At 40.9% G+C, this 22,367-nt stretch carries 19 protein-coding genes; 10 read left to right on the top strand and 9 right to left on the bottom strand.

All coding sequences use genetic code 11. The annotated features are described in order from the left end of the window. Window positions 1–49: 49 nt before the first annotated feature. Both RMY00_RS24535 and RMY00_RS24530 read left to right on the top strand, forming a co-directional pair. On the top strand, window positions 50–1,030 hold the full coding sequence (locus tag RMY00_RS24535; protein ID WP_322650042.1) for an ATP-binding cassette domain-containing protein: 981 nt from the start codon (window positions 50–52) through the stop codon (window positions 1,028–1,030). 64 nt (window positions 1,031–1,094) lie between these two features. Then, window positions 1,095–1,883 carry an ABC transporter permease gene (locus RMY00_RS24530; protein ID WP_322650041.1) on the top strand — a complete coding sequence of 263 codons (789 nt, stop codon included), beginning with the start codon at window positions 1,095–1,097 and terminating at the stop codon, window positions 1,881–1,883. A 100-nt stretch (window positions 1,884–1,983) separates the two neighbouring features. Here the strand turns inward: RMY00_RS24530 and RMY00_RS24525 are convergent, their stop codons facing one another. The 5 genes from RMY00_RS24525 to RMY00_RS24505 form a co-directional block, all read right to left on the bottom strand. Beyond that, window positions 1,984–3,708 carry a serine/threonine-protein kinase gene (locus RMY00_RS24525; protein ID WP_322650040.1) on the bottom strand — a complete coding sequence of 575 codons (1,725 nt, stop codon included), beginning with the start codon at window positions 3,706–3,708 and terminating at the stop codon, window positions 1,984–1,986. Between the two features lie 153 nt (window positions 3,709–3,861). Next, window positions 3,862–4,698 (bottom strand): alpha/beta hydrolase, encoded by an 837-nt coding sequence (locus RMY00_RS24520; RefSeq protein ID WP_322650077.1) that lies wholly within the window; start codon window positions 4,696–4,698, stop codon window positions 3,862–3,864. A gap of 122 nt (window positions 4,699–4,820) precedes the next feature. Beyond that, window positions 4,821–5,741, bottom strand: coding sequence for a bestrophin family protein (locus RMY00_RS24515; RefSeq protein ID WP_322650039.1), 921 nt, complete (start codon window positions 5,739–5,741; stop codon window positions 4,821–4,823). Between the two features lie 582 nt (window positions 5,742–6,323). Further along, complete coding sequence (locus RMY00_RS24510) at window positions 6,324–6,728, bottom strand: VOC family protein (protein WP_322650038.1); 405 nt, start codon at window positions 6,726–6,728, stop codon at window positions 6,324–6,326. 755 nt (window positions 6,729–7,483) lie between these two features. Then, a complete protein-coding gene (locus RMY00_RS24505) occupies window positions 7,484–8,548 on the bottom strand; it encodes an NAD(P)/FAD-dependent oxidoreductase (protein ID WP_322650037.1) in 1,065 nt (354 codons plus the stop codon). 144 nt (window positions 8,549–8,692) lie between these two features. Here RMY00_RS24505 and RMY00_RS24500 point away from each other — a divergent pair, with 144 nt between their 5' ends. The 3 genes from RMY00_RS24500 to RMY00_RS24490 all read left to right on the top strand — a co-directional run bounded on the left by RMY00_RS24500 (window position 8,693) and on the right by RMY00_RS24490 (window position 11,704). Continuing rightward, on the top strand, window positions 8,693–9,535 hold the full coding sequence (locus RMY00_RS24500) for a YaaW family protein (RefSeq protein WP_322650036.1): 843 nt from the start codon (window positions 8,693–8,695) through the stop codon (window positions 9,533–9,535). Continuing rightward, a complete protein-coding gene (locus RMY00_RS24495) occupies window positions 9,517–10,899 on the top strand; it encodes an O-antigen ligase family protein (RefSeq protein WP_322650035.1) in 1,383 nt (460 codons plus the stop codon). The genes RMY00_RS24500 and RMY00_RS24495 overlap by 19 nt, the downstream gene beginning before the upstream one ends. A gap of 292 nt (window positions 10,900–11,191) precedes the next feature. After that, entirely contained in the window at window positions 11,192–11,704 is a 513-nt protein-coding gene (locus tag RMY00_RS24490) for a hypothetical protein (RefSeq protein WP_322650034.1), read from the top strand. A 111-nt stretch (window positions 11,705–11,815) separates the two neighbouring features. Here the strand turns inward: RMY00_RS24490 and RMY00_RS24485 are convergent, their stop codons facing one another. Together RMY00_RS24485 and RMY00_RS24480 are read right to left on the bottom strand one after the other, a co-directional pair. Next, window positions 11,816–12,004 (bottom strand): DUF6887 family protein, encoded by a 189-nt coding sequence (locus tag RMY00_RS24485; protein WP_100897830.1) that lies wholly within the window; start codon window positions 12,002–12,004, stop codon window positions 11,816–11,818. Continuing rightward, entirely contained in the window at window positions 11,997–12,173 is a 177-nt protein-coding gene (locus tag RMY00_RS24480) for a DUF6888 family protein (protein ID WP_322650033.1), read from the bottom strand. Before RMY00_RS24480 ends, RMY00_RS24485 begins: the two co-directional genes overlap by 8 nt. A gap of 164 nt (window positions 12,174–12,337) precedes the next feature. Here RMY00_RS24480 and RMY00_RS24475 point away from each other — a divergent pair, with 164 nt between their 5' ends. From RMY00_RS24475 to RMY00_RS24460, 4 genes are all read left to right on the top strand, one after another. Then, window positions 12,338–12,859 carry a Ycf51 family protein gene (locus tag RMY00_RS24475; RefSeq protein ID WP_322650032.1) on the top strand — a complete coding sequence of 174 codons (522 nt, stop codon included), beginning with the start codon at window positions 12,338–12,340 and terminating at the stop codon, window positions 12,857–12,859. A 643-nt stretch (window positions 12,860–13,502) separates the two neighbouring features. Beyond that, on the top strand, window positions 13,503–14,693 hold the full coding sequence (locus RMY00_RS24470; protein WP_322650031.1) for an iron-containing alcohol dehydrogenase family protein: 1,191 nt from the start codon (window positions 13,503–13,505) through the stop codon (window positions 14,691–14,693). Next, the gene (locus RMY00_RS24465) at window positions 14,690–15,922 is read left to right on the top strand and encodes an aspartate aminotransferase (protein WP_322650030.1); all 1,233 of its coding nucleotides are present in this window, start codon (window positions 14,690–14,692) and stop codon (window positions 15,920–15,922) included. The genes RMY00_RS24470 and RMY00_RS24465 overlap by 4 nt, the downstream gene beginning before the upstream one ends. A 315-nt stretch (window positions 15,923–16,237) precedes the next feature. Next, window positions 16,238–16,789, top strand: coding sequence for a hypothetical protein (locus RMY00_RS24460; protein WP_322650029.1), 552 nt, complete (start codon window positions 16,238–16,240; stop codon window positions 16,787–16,789). Window positions 16,790–16,881: 92 nt separating this feature from the next. Here RMY00_RS24460 and RMY00_RS24455 read toward each other — a convergent pair whose 3' ends face one another. Both RMY00_RS24455 and RMY00_RS24450 read right to left on the bottom strand, forming a co-directional pair. Next, the gene (locus RMY00_RS24455) at window positions 16,882–20,556 is read right to left on the bottom strand and encodes a PAS domain S-box protein (protein WP_322650028.1); all 3,675 of its coding nucleotides are present in this window, start codon (window positions 20,554–20,556) and stop codon (window positions 16,882–16,884) included. A 1-nt stretch (window position 20,557) separates the two neighbouring features. Beyond that, a complete protein-coding gene (locus RMY00_RS24450) occupies window positions 20,558–20,812 on the bottom strand; it encodes a helix-turn-helix domain-containing protein (protein ID WP_322650027.1) in 255 nt (84 codons plus the stop codon). A gap of 490 nt (window positions 20,813–21,302) precedes the next feature. On the opposite strand from RMY00_RS24450, the gene RMY00_RS24445 reads away from it, so the two are divergent. Continuing rightward, on the top strand, window positions 21,303–22,358 hold the full coding sequence (locus tag RMY00_RS24445; protein ID WP_322650026.1) for a 1-acyl-sn-glycerol-3-phosphate acyltransferase: 1,056 nt from the start codon (window positions 21,303–21,305) through the stop codon (window positions 22,356–22,358). Window positions 22,359–22,367 lie beyond the last annotated feature (9 nt).

Genomic DNA, 22,367 nt, shown 5'->3' with positions numbered 1-22,367 from the left:
ACTGAGCGCTCATGCCGCAATCTAAAATTTAATTTCTAACAAAAAAAATATGTCAATTATCATTGCTGAAAATCTGAGTAAATCTTATCCAGTGGCAGTTAAAAGTCCGGGTATCAAAGGTACAATCAGCCACTTTTTTCGCCGCACCTACCGCACAATTAAAGCAGTTCAGGATGTTTCCTTTGAAATTGCCCCTGGTGAAGTAGTGGGGTTTTTGGGCCCAAATGGTGCTGGTAAAACTACCACACTCAAAATGCTCACGGGGCTGATTCATCCCTCTAGCGGTACAGTCAAAGTTGCTGGACAAATTCCGTTTCATCGCAAAGAAGCATTTTTGCAAAAAATTACCTTGGTAATGGGGCAAAAGCAGCAGTTAATTTGGGACTTGCCAGCACTGGATTCTTTGAAAATTAATGCTGCTGTATATAACATCTCTGATAAAGAGTTCCAACGGCGGGTAGGAGAACTAACAGAGATGCTTTCCCTAGAAGGTAAGCTTACTCAACCAGTACGGAAGCTATCTTTGGGTGAACGGATGAAGGCAGAATTGCTAGCAGCACTTTTGCATCGTCCCCACGTATTATTTCTAGATGAACCAACGCTGGGACTAGATGTAAATGCTCAGGTAGCGGTGCGCGATTTTTTGCGCGATTACAATCAGCGTTATCAAGCTACAGTGCTGTTGACGAGTCATTACATGGCTGATATCACAGCTTTGTGTCAACGAGTGCTGTTGATTCACGAGGGAAGGCTAATGTATGACGGTAGTTTAGATGGACTACTAGAACGTTTTGCCCCATACCGGGAAGTTCATATAGAGTTAGCCCAACCTCTACCGATAGAAAAACTTATGACCTATGGTGATGTGCAACACTCAGAAGGGCGATCGGTGCATTTTATGGTATCTAGAGAGGCGCTCACCCGCACCGTTTCTAAGATTTTGACGGATTTGGAGGTAATTGATTTAACAGTTACTGAACCGCCTGTAGAAGAAGTTATTGGACGAGTTTTTCAGGCAGGTGTCGTGTAGTAGAGACGCGATTAATCACGTCTGTAAAGAATTCTAAGTAACTTTTGTAGCGAGAAGTGAATAAATGAAGCGGATAATTAGAAAAGCCTTAACTTTGCTATCAGTATACTATGCCTATATGGTTGAGTATCGAGCAGAACTAATCTTATGGATTTTGGCTGGGTCTTTGCCGATTATTCTTATGGGTATCTGGATACAGGCAGCACAAGGCGGGCAGTTTGGGCTATCACCTGTGGATTTTGCTCGTTACTTTATCACAGTTTTCATCGTGAGACAATTAACAGTTGTCTGGGTAATTTGGGACTTTGAAGCAGAGGTAGTGGAAGGCAAGCTTTCGCCCAAGTTGCTGCAACCACTCGACCCAGTATGGCATCATGTTGCACGTCATGTTTCTGAAAGATTTGCTCGGCTAATGTTTGCTTTTCTATTAGTGGGATTATTTTTTATTCTTTATCCCCAAGCTTTTTGGGTACCAAGTTTGAGTAGGTTTTTGCTGTTTACATTGGCAGCGATGTTAGCTTTTGCTTTGCGGTTTACGATTCAGTACACCTTTGCCATGTTTGCCTTTTGGACAGAACGGGCTAGCGCTTTAGAAAATTTTTGGTTGTTATTTTATCTATTTTTATCTGGTTTGATAGCACCTTTAGAGCTTTTTCCAGAACCTATGCAAAAAATAGTGATGTTTACACCTTTTCCCTATTTGATTAATTTTCCTGCGAGTCTTTTGGTAGGGCTACCCGTAGATATAGGGCGAGGATTTGGGTCAATAGTGGGATGGATATTAGTGTTTTTGGGTGCGAATCGCTTTCTTTGGCGTGCAGGTTTAAAGCGTTACTCTGGGATGGGAGCTTAAATAAAGGATGTAGATGAGCACAGTTGTAGTTTACGAGTAAAGTGGCGATATCTACGATGGATTAAGCCTATGCACTAATATATTTTATTTGCTAGAGATTTTATAAATTACTCGGTATTGTCTTAAACTTTTCTGCCGTTCCCAAAGAATAATCTTCTAACTTAAAATCAGCAAAAGGCTTCTTTTCTAACCTATTCCGTAATGCTTCATCAAGAATTACACCTGGTGATAGTTTTTTGACACCAATGATTATAATACTTCTCTGATATTTAGTTAAATCCTGATTTGCCTGACAATCACTCCGTTGAAATTGTCCTAAATTTAATAAACGATAACCTTTAATACTTGGTGTATTAATCAACAATTTTTTTACGAAAAATTGTATTTGTTTAGAACGTTCTAGAGCCATTCGCTGTTGAACTTCTATATTGCCTTTACAAGAAACTGTGCCTACAGAGATAATCTCACTAGGGTCTTGCATTATATTCTGTATACGTTCTTGTTCTAATTTTAAATTTAAAAGGTCAAGACTAATAATTTCATCATTATATTTAATTTGAAAATTGCTACCTAAAAGCCATTTATATTCTACTGATAAAACAGCTATATTAAATTCGGCTACCCTCCCCTGACTATCCTTACCTTCTTTATAAGGAAAATAATCAATGTTACCTTTTTTTTCTGGGTATTGCCCATAATTTTGCCTTACAGAAAATTTTGATGTCCGCGTTGCTAAAGCCACTATACTAATCAATCCTAATATCACTAGCAGTGCTACAAAAAATTTCAGTAGAGGTAATTCTTCTAGCTGTTTATGTGGAGCAAATGAAGTTTTAGTAATTAGTGGTGGCAATTGTTCGATATTACTATCCTTTACTAAATTAATATTTTCAGGAGTAGTTTCTGTTAGTTGGTTTTCAATTTCTTCTAAGCGTTGTAAAATCTCTTGGGCATTAGCGGGACGTTTTTCTATAGCTGGCGCTGTGAGCCAATCAATTAAGTTCAATAGTAAGGGTGAGATATGGATAGTATGATTTTGCCAGTGCAATAAATTTTGCTGCATATCATACATATCTAAAGGATGGTATCCCGTGAGTAAAAATATAAATGTGCGCCCCAAGGCAAAGAAATCTGATTGCGGTACTGCTTGAGCATTCATTTGTTCTGGAGCGCTGTAGCCAGATGACATAAGTGCTGTCATTCCGTCGCCGTTGTTGAGTTTATCTGGGTAGGTTCTATCAATTTCAGTGGCAGTGCCAAAATCAATTAGTATCAAATCCCCCCAGCCCTTACCAAGGGGGGATCTAATCATGATATTAGATGGCTTAATATCTCGATGCAGGTACTGTTTACTATGCACTAAATCCAAAATTTCTACCAATTGTTTTAACCAAGCTACAGCTTGTTCCTGCGAAATAGGATAATTCTGCTGCTGCTTTAACCATTGTTCTAAGTTGTATCCATCGATTTTTTCCATTGCAATGCAATGCAACACTAAACCATTTCGGGTTTGATATTGGAAGTAACTATCTTCTTTGGGAATGCCGGGATGCTTAAGTTGTCCTAATACGGTTACTTCTTGCTGAAATAGTTCTACTGCTTTAGCGTCCCCTGATAAATCCTCTTTGAGTATCTTGAGGATTTTAGGGGTATCTTGTTCATAAGCTTCATAAACTTTACTAAATCCTGTTTTGTCACTCAACAGGCTCATCACCCGATAACGCCCTAGCAATTCCAAATGGGAACCACAACTTTGACAAAAGCGGTTTTGATGATTATCCGGGTGGTTTGGTTTAGGACAAACGGGATTGATACAAAGGCTCATGAGTGGGAAGTGGGGAGTGGGGAATCGGGAATGGAGAGATGAGAGAGATGGGGGGAATAACTAATGCTCAATGCGCCATGCCCAATCTCGCCAGACATCACTCCTATTAATTCTTCTGTTGCTGTATGATAATCCCGTCCAATAATTGATTTTCTATCTGTGTTCTGCCAAGAAAGCTGCTACAGTTTGGTTAAATGCCTCTGATTGTGTCAAAAACGGCCAATGGTTGCCGGGAACTTGACAGATGCGTAAGTTTTTAAGATAGGTTTTGTATGGTTTAATTTGCCAATCTTGGCGGTTCAAGCCTTGTTCTGGCTGGATGAAGATGGCAGGAGTGTCAAGAGGAATTGTAAAACCAGGTACTTGCATTACTGCTTCAAAAATCCCGTCGCGGGCGGCTATAGTGAATTTGCTGCCCCAACTACCATCAAGTTTTTGTTCTATTCCTGCTTGGAAGACTTGCTGCTGTAAAGAACTCCATCCTTGATATTGCTTTAACTGCTGTGCTTGTTGTTTTGCTTCTTCATAACTAGCAAAGGGGCCCATGCTTTTGAGAAAAGGCAAGAAGCGATACAGCATGGGAAAAGTTACCCTGAAAAGGCTGGGCATTTTCCAGATAAAAATTGGATCGACTAGAATTATACTCCGTAAACGCTTTGGGTTTTGCCTTGCCCAGATGGCGGCTAATTTGCCTGTCCACGAGTGGCTGACAATATGGGCAGATGTCCATCCGAGATGATCCATTAGTGCTTCGAGGTCTGCGATCGCACTTTCAAAGCTATAATCTTTCTCAGGCTTACTACTTTGCCCGTGTCCACGCATATCTGGTGCAACTATGTGGTAGTCTGCCGCTAGGTAATCTCCTAAACTAGACCACACTACAGCATGGTCGCCTAAGCCGTGTAACAGTAGTAAAGGTTCTTGCCCTTGGTTCCACTCTAAGTAAGAAAGTTGAATATCAGGCTTTGATAATGTTTGACGTACAGGCATCATTGCACATCCACCAATGAAGAGATAGTTTCGCGTTTATATATTACTGCGAAAGAAGATGGACGCGACCAGATGGGACTTGACAAAGATAACAAAGCCTTGTGAGTTATTATTCCCCAATCTTAACTTTTCTCATAGGTCAAATTACCTCGATGCGATCGCGCATTTGGAGTCAGAGTAATTAAATCGTCAATATTGCGTTTCATTGTCTGGCAAATCGCATCTAAAGGTAAGTCGTTAGGGTCGTAACCAAAGGGGTTTTCTATCTCCAAACCGATGGCTTCAATACCAAATACTGTAAAACCAACGAAAGCAGCAATTAAACCTGTCCACCAACCCAGACTTTGCACTATTTGAAATGGAAACAGGAAACAATATAGTAACAATAATTGCTTTAGATGAATGGAATAAGCTAATGGCATAGGTGTTTTTAAAATACGTTCGCAAGCACCTAAATTATCTACAAGACTATTCAATAATTCTTGCATAGATGCCAACTGGTAGCTATTAAGGCAATTGCGATCATACTGCTCCTGTAAATAATCTCCTATCCAAAAAGCAACCTCTATGGGGGGATTATTCATAATCTTCAGTTTTATATACTTACTAGATGGCATTAAATCTTCTAACTCACTATTAACTGTTTCTCCACGCAAATGTAATTTAGTTGTTACGGCAAAAGCTACCAATAAATTTAATGCTGTAATTTTATTTTCTTTATCTTCTGGTGAAATTTCATCAATTGATACCCAAATTTGCCGAGCCAAGTTTCGGATGTTATTTACTAAAGAACCCCAGCATTTTCTCCCTTCCCAAAATCGCTCATAAGCAGTATTGGTACGAAACACAAGTAACAAACCTAAAACGATACTAGGAATAACACTCCCTAAAATAGGTTGGGATACAGGCATCTTAAAATGGTAAAGTAGAGAAATCAGAAAGCCGAAAGCTCCACACCATAAAACATGTTTGTAAATTGCTTTCAAAACTGAACCTTTCAGTTGTAATTTTAGGCGTAGCCATGTGAGTTTTTCGGCTGTCATGTAGTCGTCACCCTAAGAGAATATTTACTGAACCGATAGATAAAATATCGATACTTTAAAAATAATAACTATAGTAATAGCACAATTGGCAGAGAGGATACTGTAATAAATACTGTTGCCATCACAGGATATCCTGGCGGTAATAATTGTATCTTACCTTCTGTTACAATCTGCTGAAGTATTTAGGGGAGGCTGATCCCAAGCGTATTGTCTTTTTTATGTAAAAGTCAAAAGCGATTGCGGTTAATTGTAATGAAATGTAAATATTTCTCGGTAGCTGCATAAACCCCGCGCCTCACGCCGATAAATTGATAAAAGAAAAAGTATATGGCTATCGGTCAGCAACCCCAATAAATCAAAAAGTTTTAACCTGTATAAATCCTGACGATTTAGGTGATGTGGAAAAACTTACGAAAAACCTAACCTCATAATCCCCTTTCTGGTGCGGGAAAGAGGAAATATTAAAGTTTCTCTTTTTAGGCTACCGTGTGTACACCGTAGCCTAAAAAGAGAGGGTTTTCCAGATACTGTGAAAAGTTCAGATACAAATCCTGCCCTGTAAATTACACCTTTAGACATAACTTATTTAGTTATGTCTTTTTTGTTAGTAGTCTCAAAACGTTGAATTTCAATTAAATAACCACTGGGATCGCGTAAAAAACAGTGGTAAATGTTGTACTTTTCATTTAGTGTAGGTGGTTTTTCAAATTCAACGCCACGTTCTTTAAGATATTCAAACCACTCATCTACCTCCTGTGTTACCAAGGTAAAAATGACACTTGATTGCTTGTCGGGTGGAGGAGCTGATATTTCGCTTGTTTGACACAAACCTAAGTATCCAGAACCACTGACAGTATAAATATGACAGTTTCCTTGATCGAGCCATAACTCCAAACCGAGTTTTTGCTCGTAGAATTCTCTAGATACATTGAGATTGTGCGTATAAAAGAAGGTAATTTGCTCGTCGATTTGCGGATGAACAGACATAAATACATTTGAGTATATACCCTAAGGACATCGGGCGATCGCATCGGTCACAATTAATTGATGTTAGAAACCTGTTACTACTCCAGATGCGCTTAAGGCATCTGGAGTTTCTTTTTGAAAATCGATGGCAATTTTCCAAATCATCCGGATATGCCAAAACACGGCTGAATAGGAATGTATACTGAATTATTTATATCTAAATATGGGGCATCAGTTATTGATGTACCCCTCCTGCCAAACAACTCTTGCAAAACAGCCTCAGATTAACTGGGGCTGTTTTGCGTTACTTCCAATAAAAAAAGTTGGTAAACGAGAAGTACAGTGGTTTGTCCTCATAGACTTTTATCTACATTTGGGTGTATACCCTGATGACGTAGGATTCTCTTAAGGTGAAAATTTGGTATAGGTAAATGCGTATCTTTCCTGGCTCCAGATTTGCCACAAATATTTCTGGAGTTTTTTCATTATTACAGTTTATAGGTTTATAAGCGATCGCACCCCCAATTTTGACTAAATCAAAGTACGCTCGCATCTACATATAAATACTTATTTAGTTGTATATTAAATAAAAATATCTTTGAACCTAGTAATGGTCAAAGTTTACACCTCAAAAGGAATATACGTAAAAAAATATTAACCAATCCCACGCCTACGAAAACATCGCAAGTATTTCCAACACACTGCCGATTGACTTAGTAACTAGAAAAATAGCGACTCGCTAGACGGCAAAATCAGTCTAGCGACAGATGAAGGGATCAGACAAAAACGTTTAGAAAATTCACATGATCTAAAGGTAGATGACGCAACTGATGATTAATTTCATCAGCAGCAGCTAATCCAGAAAGCATCGCACCTTCGGCAAGATTGCCGCCACACCAATCACCACAGCAAACTAAAGGTAAGGGAGTTCCGGCAGACAAAAAAGCTTCCTGCCAAGGACGGCTAGGAAAGGCATAACGCCAACGATGTACTTGCATCCATTCGGGTGTATTCAGCCAAGGAAGGGAAAGAGATTCAGCTGCTCGTTGCAACATAAGCTGTCCAACAGGTTGTAAATCCTGGGACTCTAAATGGCGTTGAGCAAAATCAGCACTACTTTGCACCACAAAATGTGGTTGCTGAGGGTTAGGACGTTTGCTACTATCCAAACCAATCCATGCTAAATCAGCATCATCTACAAAAGTTAGAGCTTTCCACTCAGGGAAGGGTTGGGATGTGGGAAAATATCCAGCAATCGCACTAATCGAAGGGTAAAATTCCACAGAACGCAAATTATCAAGAAAGACTGCATCTAATACACTTTCACCCAAAGGTTCTAACAGCATCACGGCTTGGGGTGCAGGAATGGCGACGACTAAAGCTTTTGCAGCTAGTTCTTCATTACTAGATTCGAGAGTCAAACGCCAACTATTTTCCGGAGTTGGGGTAATAGCGATGACACGCTGATTCAGTAATATTTCTAAACCTGGGGCGAGGGATTTAGCGATCGCACTCATTCCTTCAGGTGCAACATAACGCGGACTGCGGTTTTTGGGTTCAGATAAAGGAACGCCTGCGGTGAGTTCGTAAACCTCCTCTGTCCAAACTTCGAGGATATGGCGCGATCGCAATATCTCCACAAAACGTCTAAATAATTCACCCTTTGGCTTCAGGTAACAAGCCCCATGATCCGCGCAAGTTCCATGCAAGCGGCGTGTAGCCAGCCGCCCTCCAAAACCACGGGACTTTTCCACCACTAGCACCGAATATCCAGCTTGACTTAACTGCTGGGCGCAGACTAAACCGGCTATTCCGGCACCAATCACTGCAATATCAGTCATGAGTCAATAGTCCCTAGTCATTGGTTATTAGTTATTAGTCATTAGTTATTCGTTATTATCAAAGGACAAAATTACTACTAATGACTGCTGAAAGCTAATAGTAGAATAAGGTACACAAAGCTGCATAGAAGGGAGGAACGGAAATTGGATGAAATGAGGGCGGCGCTAGAGTTAGCAACCGAAGAAGAATTGCAAGATTTAACAGCAATTTTATTTAGTCGTAAGTTCAATCCCCTAGACTATGTACACACACCCGAACCCATTGAAGTACAAAGCCAAGACCGCAAAGCTTGGCTAGATGCACTAGAGGGTCGCTTTCGCTTTTTGGCGGCAGACGGAATGACAGTATTGCGGGGACGCACAGGCCAGGTAACTTACCGAGAAGCGTTAGTTCACGTATGTAAATATCTAAAAATTCCCTATTCTAATCAGCTGCCAACCATTGATTTAGAAGCAGAAGTATTTTTGCATCTGCTAGGACAGGTGTGGAAAAAACTGCCTGAACAGGAAAAGCAAAAATTGACTTTACAGGTGCAGCGTCAGCTTGTCAAATCAGAACTAAAAGAACCGCTACCACTTTTATTGCAACGTGACCCTTTAGGGTTACTTTTCAAAGGCGGTAGTGCGATCGCTGTTACTTCCATACTCCAGCCATTTGTACTTAAGCAAATTGCCCGTCAATTTGCCATCCACTTTGCTACTTATGAAGTAGCCAAACAAGCGGCTATTACAGGCTCAGAAGCAGCTACAACGCAATTTCAAAGCTATGTAAGTATGCAAATGGCTCGACGGGGTATGACTATGAGCGCAGCTCGTTATGGAGCAGCCCGCACTATGTTTGCTGTGATTGGGCCGCTAATGTGGACTTGGTTTTTTGCAGATTTAGGGTGGAGAGCGATCGCTACTAACTACGGTCGGATCATACCGACTATTTTCACCTTAGCTCAAATTCGCCTCACTCGTGAGGAATGTTGGGAGCCAGCTTGAACAAGGTTTTTGACTATTTTAAGTCTCGTTGGCAATCTGCTTGGAACTACTCTCTATGGGCACTGTTAATCTTCCCATTGAGTCCTTTAGTGGGGGCTGTGACTATCGGTTTTGTATCATTAATAACTTGGTTGAAACAATCCCGCCAAATTAGTCGCCGTCCCCTCAACTGGGGATTTGCCCTTTTGAGTGTCTTACTAATCATCAGTGCTGGGTTTGCCGATGGTAAGACATTAGCTTTCCTCGGCTTATTTAATTTATTACCCTTCTTTTTACTTTTTGTTGCCCATAGCGCCCTGATTCAAACATTTGCCCAATTGCGGCAAATGGCTTGGGTTTTGGTGATCGGTTCTATGCCCCTAATAATTATCGGCTTGGGGCAGTTATTTTTGGGCTGGAGTTTGAATTTAGAGATTTTATGGGTTGTGTTAAATTGGATAATCGTACCAGGAGGAAATCCGCCAGGTCGCATCGCCTCACTCTTCTTGCACGCTAACACCTTCGGAGCTTATCTAGCGATAATTTTCATTCTTAATTTAGGGTTGTGGGTAGAAAACTATCAGCAACTAAGAATCAAAAATAAACAGTCATTTCCCTTCCATCTCCCCACTCCCCACTCCCCACTCCCCTTTCTTTTCCTAACCGTGGCGATGATTACAAATTTCATCACCTTAATTTTTACCAACTCGCGTAATGGGTGGGCGATCGCTATTTTTGCCTGTTTAGCTTATGCACTCTACCAAGGTTGGCGCATTCTTGTGGGTGGTGTCGCTGCGATCATCTCTAGTGTACTTTTGGCAGCTTTTGCTCCCTCACCAGTCGCTCAATTTTTTCGTCAGTACGTTCCTGCCTTCTTTTGGGCAAGGTTAAATGATGACATGTATCCAGATAGACCAGTCGCTTTAATGCGAAAAACTCAGTGGCAGTTTGCCTGGTCTTTAGCTCAGGAACATCCTTGGACTGGCTGGGGATTACATAGTTTTAGTACATTCTACAAAGCGCAGATGCATACTAGCTTAGGTCATCCCCATAACTTGTTTTTGATGTTATCTGCTGAAACTGGTTTTCCCAGTACTCTGTTATTTTTTGGCTTACTCGCTTGGATTTTGATTAGAGGTATCCAATTATTCCGAAAGTCAAAATATATAAATCAAGAAGACAGATTGATATTTTTCAGTTATCTTCTGGCTTTTGTTGGGTGGGTTCTATTGAATACAGTGGATGTAATCATATTCGATTTTCGTTTGAATGCGTTTTCATGGTTAATTTTGGCTGCTGTTTGTGGAGTAGTATATCGTTATAACCTACATGATAGGCTTGCATCTCATCCAAATGAGTCAAGAAATGACAGACAGCAACTTTAAATATCCATCATTTTATTTTCAGTGTATGCACTGGGGACATTTAGAGTTTCAAGTTAATAAGATTACTATATTCACGTCTGTGAGTGTAACTAATACCTCATTAGTTACTGTTGCTGATTGTTGGGAAGGTGTAGGGACAACCCTTTGGGGTTTTCCTGCATGACGGGCATCTCTTGTAGATGCCCTTTTGTATATATATTTATTATTTTTCTTAAGTTCAACACAATTTTAAAACCTGTTGATTTTACAGAATATCTGAAATAATTTGACCTTTTATAAAGGAATGTAAAACATGGTTGCTGAAATGAAATTAGGTCTTTGTAACCCGCCAGAACCTATTTATTTGTATGTGAAAAGCGGAGAATTAAACGGGGAATCTTACTTGTGGTATAACTACGATAATGATAAAACTATACCTGTACAACAAACAGGGCTAACTGGCTATATATCCGAACTTAAATTAACGACGAAAGAATTTAGAGAAAAGGACAACATTAAATTAGATATCGTTGTTAGAGCAGATGAAATTTATGTTGTTAGGACTGGGATAGAAACGAACTTTGCTAAAACTTTCCTTTTAGCTGTATCATGTGTCCAGGACTTTTCCAAGCCCCTAATTATCGCTGCAATTGCTGGAAAAGAGAATGTGGTTTTTTGTAACCTCTACGACGCGGCGACTAAAATCAGAATTCGTTCTGAATGGAACAGAGATGCCGATTGGCTAGCAATCATTGATAGTGTTCAAACTAGGTTGCAGACATCTAAAAGTTCCCATATTATCTCTGGTGAGCCAATACTATTCTAGAAAAACTGAAGAAACAGAGAAAGTGGGTTAAGTAATTTCTTTCCCAGCTTTATTATCTACAACCTAATAAAATCGCATTGCTCCCTAACAGAGTAATGATGTATTTTTTAACTATGGCTCTAACCCTTGGTTACGTTTTTCTTGGATAACTTGTTGTAGTTCATCTACTGAATTGAGACGTTTGCCATTAGACTGAACGTGTAATGCTAGGGCGTGAATTGCTTCACTATCGCCACGATTTTGTAAGATATAATCTCGCAATTGCTTGCGTGTCATTTCTCTAAAGTTAGGCTTATTCATAATCAACCTCTGCTTCTAGATTAATTACAACAACTGTTTCTTCACCTGCTATTACTACGATGTTATTTGTTCGCTCATCTAAGATAACTAAATAAACCGGGAGATACATTCGTGTTAGCCAAGTCAAGACTCGGTATAACTGTTTCAATTGTTCTGAGGTTGGCTCCATTTCACCGCTCAACTTAGGCTAAACCCAAGTTTAAACTTTATTATGACTGCGATAGCACCCAATATTCTGATTGGCATTAAAGACTACGATAAGCAGTATGGTGTAAGCTCTCGGTAAAATAGGTGTGTCGGTAACGAAAAAAAGACGCATCCATAACCAACCTTATGTTCACAACAGCTAACTTTCTTCAGTACACCCAATGGTCAGGTATAGCTACTTTGCTATTTGCTGCCTTAACAGTTTTGGCTTTTATTCTCAAATGGGGCCTCCGCTTTCGCCTGGTGGGTACAACTGGCTTTATGCTGGTGGTGACGGCTGGTTTATTTGCACTCTCCATAGTCCCCTTGAGTCGGACTGTGATTCCAGGAGCAGCCCATTACACTTTAGTTTATGATAATGGGTCAACACAAGCGGTGATTGCCACATCACCCCAAATTACACCCACCCAATTAGATGCAACTTTACGTCAAGCAGTTAGTAATCTGTTTTCTTCTGGTCGCTCAGGTACACGGGAAGAGGACAAGTTGACTGTTCGCGCTCGTACCATTATCCACCCAGAACCAGGAACTTCTGTACCAGTTTACTTGGGTGAAGCCAAGCGATCGCTCGTTTCTCGTGAAAATTCTGTAATCGCAGTCGAAATTTACACAGAAAAATTCGCCCAATTGCCAAAATCTACGGCTTAAGGGGCAGGGGGCAGGGGGAGTAGGGGAAGAAAATACTTTCTCATCTCCCTCATCTCCTTACTCTCCCTGCCTTCTTTGATAATAATTTACCTGTTACCAGGATGACATAATTTATTTTGTATTTACCGATACATTTATGGTTATTTTTAGATTAAGATATTCACACTTTTAGTGGTGACACTTTGGGAAAAAGTTAATTAGCGCGACGGCAGTGGGTACTGGCAATTATGATTTGTCAGTTTTTATCTTAATTACCACTGTTGACATTTTTACAAGTTTTTGCAGCAAATGAATTAGCTGTCGGAGCGTAGAGCTAAATGTTCGTCCCTAAACACCTATCCATAGCTGGAATGACCATTGACTAGATTATTCAGTTCTCAATCTCTTTTCTTGAGAATCTGAGAATGGTAATGTTAATTAATTATACGGTTATTCAAAACTTTGATAGTTCGGAATTTCAGGCTAATGGGCATTATAGATTCAAGCAACTTCGTGAAACTACCTTTCTAGTTTATTGCTTGGCTCAAATCCAAATGAGTCGGGTGTAAGGTTGGAGCCATCCAAAAAGCAGTTTGGCAACAAGCATTCCTTGTCACCAGTCTATTAGATTAAGAAATATCAAGGTTTTGGCAAACTAGATTATATGTCTAATCAAATTTCTACTCAACCTTCTTTGTCTACTCAAACCTCTAGTTCATTATTTACCCTCACAGTTGCCCCAGCAAAGGTAATCCGTGGTTCTGGGGTGTTGCAAGCAGCCGCAGCAGAGATCGCCTGTTTGGGAAGTCGTCCCTTAGTTGTGGCAGGTGATTCTACTCTCGCCATCAGCCAAAAAAATTTGCTCCCAGTTTTAGAAACGCAACAGTTACATACTGCCCAAGCGTCATACAGTGCAGATTGCTGTGAAGCTAGCCTGAAATCTTTACAGAAGAAAGCAAAAGAACATAAAGCTGATGTAATTATCGGTGTTGGCGGTGGCAAAGCGTTAGATACAGCGAAATTAGTCGCGCATCAGTTACAGTTACCAGTGGTGACAATTCCAACATCAGGATCTACCTGTGCAGCTTGGAGTGCCCTGTCGAATGTTTATTCCGAAGAGGGGGCATTTCTTTACGATGTGGGGCTGTCTCGTTGTCCCGATTTATTGATACTTGATTATGACTTGATTAAAACTGCACCACAACGGACTTTAGTAGCTGGAATTGGTGATGCGATCGCTAAGTGGTATGAAGCCTCGGTTAGCAGTGGGCATTTGCAAGACACTTTAATTATTGCGGCGGTGCAACAAGCGCGAGTTTTGCGAGATATTTTGTTGCAAAAGTCAACCCCTGCCCTGAAAGAACCAGGTAGTGAAGTTTGGCGAGAAGTCGTAGACGCGACTGTTTTATTAGCTGGGGTAGTTGGAGGACTGGGAGGAGCGCAGTGTCGCACAGTTGCGGCCCATGCCGTGCATAATGGTTTAACGCACATTTCAGGACATGGCAGTATTCATGGCGAAAAAGTTGCTTTTGGAATTTTGGTACAACTGCGTTTAGAAGAAATGCTACAAGGCAATCAACTAGCAGCATCAGCACGACAACAGTTGTTAAAGTTCTACACAGAAATTGGACTGCCACAAAAATTAAGTGATCTGGGATTGGGCAATATTACATTAGGCGAGTTGCAAACAGCCGCCGAAATTGCCCTAATTCCTAATTCTGATATCCACCGACTACCGTTTAAAGTCGCGCCAGAACAGTTAATGGCGGCAATGGTTTCTACCACTGCACCCATAGATAGTAGAGATATGAATCGAGTTTCGCCCAAGGGAATCAGTGACGAGGTTGAAGCATGAGTTTAAATTGGATTGTCCCAGCAGAACGTATACAAAAACTACCACCCTATGTATTTGCCCGTTTAGATGAACTAAAAGCTAAAGCACGGGAACAAGGATTAGATTTAATTGATTTGGGTATGGGAAACCCCGATGGTGCAACACCAGCACCAGTTGTAGAAGCTGCGATCGCTGCTTTAAAAAATACTGCTAATCATGGTTATCCCCCTTTTGAGGGGACTGCTAGTTTCCGCAAGGCGATTACCAACTGGTATGATCGGCGTTATGGTGTGGTTCTCGATCCTGATAGTGAAGCTTTACCCCTACTCGGTTCTAAAGAAGGTTTAACTCATTTAGCGATCGCCTACGTTAACCCTGGCGATTTAGTTCTAGTTCCTTCCCCAGCCTATCCCGCCCATTTTCGGGGGCCTGCGATCGCAGGCGGGAAAATCCACAGTTTGATCCTCAAACCAGAAAATGATTGGTTAATTGATTTAGCTGCAATTCCAGATGAGGTTGCTAGACTTGCCAAAATTCTCTATTTCAACTATCCTAGCAATCCCACTGCTGCCACAGCCCCCCGCGAATTTTTTGAAGAAATCGTCGCCTTCGCCCGCAAATATGAAATTTTGCTGGTGCATGATTTGTGTTATGCCGAGTTAGCTTTTGATGGTTATCAACCCACTAGCTTGCTAGAAATTCCCGGCGCGAAAGAAATTGGTGTGGAATTTCATACCTTATCTAAAACTTATAATATGGCTGGTTGGCGGGTTGGGTTTGTAGTGGGTAATCGCCATGTAATTCAAGGTTTACGGACACTCAAAACTAACTTAGATTATGGCATTTTTGCCGCATTACAAACAGCAGCCGAAACCGCTTTGCAATTGCCAGATGTGTATTTACACGAAGTACAACAACGCTACCGTACCCGCCGCGATTTCCTGATTCAAGGGTTAGGAGAGTTGGGTTGGGATATACCCAAAACCAAGGCGACTATGTATCTTTGGGTGAAATGTCCTGTAGGTATGGGTTCTACGGATTTTGCCTTGAATGTGTTACAGCAAACTGGCGTTGTTCTGACTCCAGGTAATGCCTTTGGGGTTGCAGGTGAGGGTTATGTCAGGATCAGTTTGATTGCCGACTGCGATCGCTTGGGTGAAGCTTTACATCGCTTTAAGCAAGCTGGCATCCGTTATCAACCTGAAAGCGTAGTTTCTACTTCAGAAGCGATCGCCGATCTAGTTAGTTGATTAGAGGAAGGCAACCCAACATTACATGACTAAAAGGATTGCTAGTCGTGTTTGGCGCACACATCAATCCTGCGGTGACTTTGGCATTTTGGACGAGTGATTTTTTCCAAAATGGCAAGCATTGCCGTATATTTTTGCACACTTAATTGGTGCGTAGGCGTAGCCTGCCGCAGGAAAAATACAGCTTTTACGCAACTACGAAGTCAGTATAAATTAAGTTGAAAATTATCCTGATTGACGACAACAACAGTGTAATTACTAAATACAGAGTGTTATATAACTCACAACACTAGTGGATTTAGTATAAGCAAATTTATGTTGTCTGATTTAGATTTAGTTCGAGAGTTTGTATCCAACTCTATTCAGAAAAAAGATATTTTATTGGCAAATCGTTCTTTAGCAGCACAAACAGTTTATAATACTAACCGTCTGGCAACAAAGACTGAGGGCGTAATTGCTACTGCCCGATTAAATACTACACAAACGGAATTCTTGATTCTGTCTAACTCATCCCATTGGGAATTACTAAATCAAGCTTTACCAGAATCTAATTATCTCCTGAAAGGAAACATAGATAGTAGTGGTTTCTATCACTATCAACACTGCGAAATACCTAAAGACTATAAGTTGCAATGTACTAAATCTGTGTTTTTATGGCAAGCTTGGTGGAAATATCGCAAAAATACTTTACAACGAGGAATTCCATTGGATATTTTAATCCAGGCAAGAGATTCATGGTATCCAATCACAGATTTAAAGATTAGTGATGGACTTCTGTATGTCAAAACTTTAGTAAGTGAGATAGAAATTTATGCAGATGATTTAGTGATTTGGTTAAGCAAAAGTGAAGTAAATTCTCAAAATTAATCATTAGTTAAAAACTTTACCCTTCCTTATTCCTTACAAATCAGTTCCCGATCGCCTTAGTGTTCTGTCTCATTAATTTTGATGAGTTTTTATTAAGTAGCTTCCAGATTGCTACAACTATAAATTAAGTTAGCGATCGCTTGAAGTAACTTAGCTGGTTCCACAGGCTTGGTGATATGCTGCTCAAATCCGGCGGCGATAGCCTGTTGGGAATCAGCCTCAGCTGCATAAGCTGTAAGGGCGATCGCTGGAATTGTCCCTCCTTGTTCTGGTGACATAGCTCTGATTCGACGTATCAGCATATAGCCGTCTACTTCCGGCATTCCAATGTCGCTTAACAGCAGATTTGGCTGGAACTCAGGCATAATTCGTAGTGCCTCTATAGCAGATGCAGCCTGAGTTACTACCGCGCCAGACTGCTCCAAAATAAAAGCAATTAACTCTCGCGTATCACGTTCATCATCTACAAGGAGAACTTTCACTCCATCTAGATTGGACGAATCATCAAGTTGTCTATCAATTTGATGGCTATTAAAATGAGTCTTCATTAGAGGTAGCATGACTGTAAAGGTTGCTCCCTGTTCTTCGCCCAAACTTTCAGCCTTAACTGTGCCGCCATGTAGCTCTACGATGTGACGGACAATAGCTAATCCTAATCCCAGTCCGCCGAATTTTCTGGTAGTTGCGCCATCAGCTTGTCGGAAGTAGTCAAATACGAATGGTAAAAAATCTGGGCTAATTCCCTTACCCGTATCACTGACTCGAAGTTCAGCCTGAGAACCAACAGACTGTAAACTGATTTCTACCTGTCCACCTTGGGGCGTAAACTTAATAGCATTGGAGAGTAGGTTCCAGATAACTTGCTGCAAGCGACCTGAATCACCTGTTACTAGGAATTTTGGATCGTACCTTTCGGACGGCGGAAGCGCAACTTGGATTTGGGATTTTAGATTGTCAGTTTGGTTGTTAAAATTGATATCTAAATTTCTATGAGGATTTTGTAATCCGAAGTCTAAAATTGTAAATCGCAAATTGATAGATTTGGCTTGGGCAGCTAGACGGACAGTTTCTATTGCAGATACGATCGCAGTTTCCAGATTCACAGGAGCAATATTCAGACTAAGTTTACCTTGCAAAATGCGAGAGACATCCAACAAATCTTCAATTAGTTGAGTCTGAAGCTTGGCATTGCGCTCAATGGTTTGGAGAGCGCGAGTGGTGGTTACTTCATCATACTTTTTGGTTTGCAGTAACTTCGACCATCCCAGGATCGGGTTTAACGGTGTGCGAAGTTCGTGGGAAAGAACCGCCAAAAATTCATCTTTGATCCGATTAGCTTGGACTAATTGCTCTTTTTGCTGCTGTAACGAATCCATCAACTGAGCGCGTTCCAGAGCAACCGCCACCTGATCGGAGGTCGCTTGTAGCAGGGCAATTTCCCCAGAAGTAAAATGGGTACGAGTGCGACTGGCAAAGGAGAGGACACCAAGCAGCTTTCCTTGAGCAATTAATGGTTGACCTGCATAAGCTGTGATTCGCAAAGCTTTGAGGATGTCGGCATTGGGATAGGTAGAGTGCGGCACATCATTGAGGACGATTTGATGGCATTCTTGCGCCACTTGTCCGCAAATTCCTTGATTAAATTCTAGATATTGAATTGCTTGAAATACTTCATCAGTAATACCGTTCCAGCCTACTAACCGAAGTTTCTGCTTACTTTCGTGCGTCTCAATTAAATAGTGGAAGTAAAAATGCAAATCCATCTGCGCCGAGAGTTTGCTAAACAAGCTGTTCATTAAATCTAAGGGGCGCTCGGTTGAAAGCAAATCGCTGGTTGTTTCAGAGAGCAGTTTGAGTCTTTCACTGCGATCTTGCAAGGCTTGTTCTGCAAGCTGGCGTTCACGAAGGATGCGTTCGCGTTCGGTGATGTCAACTGCAACCCCTCCTACCAGACGTTGCCCAGATGCATCGGCAATGGGAAACTTATATACTAAAAATTCGCCGAGTGTGCCATCTGTGCGTGGAGCAGACTCGATCGCTTCAAGAACCTGATTTGTCTGGGCAACCATTCTAATGTTATCAAGGAACGGTTGAGCAATTTGGGCTGGATACAAGTCAAAAATATTTTTATTAATCGCCCTATTGATTGCTACATCGAATGTACTTAGATAAGTTGGACTGAGATAAAGTACACGTCCGTCTGCATTCGTAATCCACGCTGCGGCGGGAATATTATCCATAAAAGCTTGAAATTGCTCTTGACTCTGACTCAGCGCTTTTTTAACTTGCTGGAGATCGCTAATATCAAGAATGAATGCAACTAAGTTCTGTTGAGATTCACCTAAGACAGAGTAGCCAACTACAACCGGCACACTGGAACCATCTTTGCGAATGCATTCCTTCTCATAAGGAGTACAGGTTCCCTTCGCTGTTGCCTCAGCAATAGCCAGTTCATCTAAATATTGGTACTCTGGAGGCGTGATATCAGTCCAGCGTAGTCTGCCTGACTGGATATCTGCTTGGGTATAGCCGACTATTCGCAAGAACTCGTCGTTGGCTTCAGTGACCATACCATTCACATCACCAAAGAGAATACCAACTATATTCGCTTGGAAAAAACTCTTAAGGCGTTCTTCACTTGCTCGGACTGCCTTCTCTACTTGCTTACGTTGGCTGATATCACGGAAGAAAACATCAAGACCATCTTCACAAGGGTAGGCGTGAATCTCCAGCCACAGGTCATACTTAGACGGCAAGTAGTAGTGATGCTCAAAGTGGACGGGAATCTGTTCTGCCATCGCCCTTCGGTACTGATGGTCTACATTAGTGCCCACTGATAAGGGCCATTCCTCCCAGTGCGACTTACCGATAATCTCTGTCCGGAATTTGCGGTTAATTCGCTCTGCCTCGGCATTTTGATAGATGATTCGCCAGTCCCGGTCTAAAGTAATAAATGCATCACTCATGTTTTCTAGAGTGCGTGTGTTCCGCTCATTGGCTTGCTGTAATGCCGCTTGGGCTTGTTTGCGTTCGCTCAAATCAACAACGAAGCCAATGACCGTTTCTTGAGTATCTCCTACGACAACAGAACCGATCAGAACGGGAATGCGATCGCCATTTTTGCAGATATATTCCTTCTCAAAGGGTTTACATACTCCGGTTGTTCTGAGTTCTTCTACTGAACGCTCACTCAATAAAAGATATTCGTTTGGGGTAATCTCGCGCCAGTTTATTTGGTTAGCGTCAAAGTCTTTTCGGGTATAGCCGACCATCTTCAGAAAAGCATCATTGGCTTCCACGATCGAGCCGTTGCTCATATCAGTTACGATAACTCCAATGATGTTGGATTCTGCCAGTCGGCTAAACCGCATTTCGCTATTTTGCAACAACTTTAGGCTCGTCTCTGCTTTACGTCTAGCAGTTCGCAACTCTGAAGAGAGGGCGGTAATTAAGAAAGATACTAGTGAGAACGAGGTTAATTGTACCAAGACGTTCGGGCTGAGGAAATCGAACGAGTAGACTGGCTCGATTAAAAAATAGAAAGCAGTTGTAACAGAAAGAGCGATCGCTAGTACTCCAAATTTCATGCCACCATACCAGGCACTGATTGCCACGGCAGCATAAAATAATGTAAATACGCTCGGATCGAAGACTGGCAACAACAGTCGCGTCAATAGCAGCGCCGCTATGACTGCCAAAATCATCACGCTGTATGTTAGTAACCAAGAGCGCATCATCAAAATTTTTTCGAGTACTTTGACCATCATCTTAAGAGTCCTCCCGTTGCTCCGCCTTTAGGAGATACTCGGTCAGTAGTCTTTTGCCTGGTTCGCCCATTTTCTGTAACATTTCTTGAATTAGCTTTAGTGCCATCTGTGAAGGCACTGAAGATCCATTCTCCCAGCGATTAACTGTTCGCAGAGAAACTCCCAACTTGGCTGCAAACTTTTCCTGAGAGAGATCGAGCTGCTGCCGAAGTTCACGGATTAAATCTGAGATTTTTAGTGATTTTCCTAGTTCCATAATAGGCAGAGTAAGACAGATGTCTCGCCATTTGTCTCCAACTTGAGGAAGAATTTAAACTATCATTAGTTATTATCAATTTCATCTTTTGGCTGAATACTAATATTACTTATCAGTTTTGATTAATTACTGTTCAATGATTTAAGTCCTCGCCATACTTCTGATAAATGTTAACTGTTTTAAGGTGTGCGACAAAAAATTGTTGAGACAAAATAACTGTATTAGCTAACTATAAAATAAAAATTAAATTTTTTTAGGTGCGTAATGCCAAGATAGTATAATTATGAAAAATCATAAAAATTTTAAAGGTTTATGCATTGCTAAAAATCTATGCCTGATGTATTGTATATTCATGCTTCATAACATACTTAAATACTATTTACAAAACATGTAGTTAAATTTACTTACACAGTAATATCCCAATAGTAAATCTATAAAGCTATAATAAATTAAATAAAATTTATTTTGTGTTTAATTAATATCATTAGTTTTGACAAATCAACACTCTGAAAACCTCCTAAAGACTCAGCTAGAAAATGCACCAGTTAAAGGCTATATATTTAGCTGGTTTGATTGGTTTTGTCTTTGGTATCCTCCAGGCTGGCTGATTATATTTAACCGTCATTGGCAGCACTATCATACCGATCCAGACGGTTGGAATTGGCTTGAATATGGATTATTTTTAATTCCTGGCGGATTTTATCTGGCGCTGCTGAGTCGTTGGTTGCGTCTTGGTTTTCGTTCACCTCGAACAGAAGTTAGTGAATTTGATCCCAAATATCAACAAGCTTTTCGCAAAGAAGTTCTTGCCCCCATTGTCGAATACTATTTTCGTGGAGAATTACAACAAGTTGAAAACTTGCCGCAAACAGGGCCATTGATTGTGGCAATGAACCACGCAGGGATGAGTTTTCCTTGGGATTTTTTGACCTTGGGTTATTTATTAAGTAAAGCTAGAGGATGGGTAATACAACCCGTAGCAAGTCCTACATTGTTTGAACATCCTTGGATAATTTGGTGGCTACCACCTAAATGGTCGCAGGTTTTGGGTGGTGTGCGAGCCGAATTAGATGATTTTGAAGCAGCGATCGCTGTGCCAACGTCTATAGCGATCGCCCAAGGTAAAATTCTCTTATATGCACCTGAAGGTATCCGCGGCCTTGGGAAAGGTTGGAGGAAACGCTATCAACTAGAAAAGTTTGATGTGAGTTTTATTAAATTGAGCGATCGCTATCAAATTCCTATTCTGCCAGTAGTTTGCATCGGTAGTGAATCTTTACATCCTTGGGCTATTAATTTCAAAAAATTACAAAAGCTAATCAAATTACCCTTTTTTCCTATCTCGCCTTTAATGCTTGCCTTAATTCTGTTTCCGTCAATGGGAGTTTGGGCAATGAGAACTCGCCTGCATTACTTTATTCAGCCTTTGGAACCAGCACAATTGCACAACCATTCAAACAAAGAGCGTAAAATAACTTATCGGCAGGCACAACAATTACGGGAAAAACTGCAAATTAAAATTAATCAGTTATTGAGAGAAATTTAATCCTATAGC

Source organism: Nostoc sp. ChiVER01 (assembly GCF_034531155.1).
Taxonomy (GTDB): Bacteria; Cyanobacteriota; Cyanobacteriia; order Cyanobacteriales; family Nostocaceae; genus Nostoc.
The sequence above is the reverse complement of the archived record's forward strand: the minus strand, read 5'-3'. Positions and strand labels throughout refer to the sequence as shown.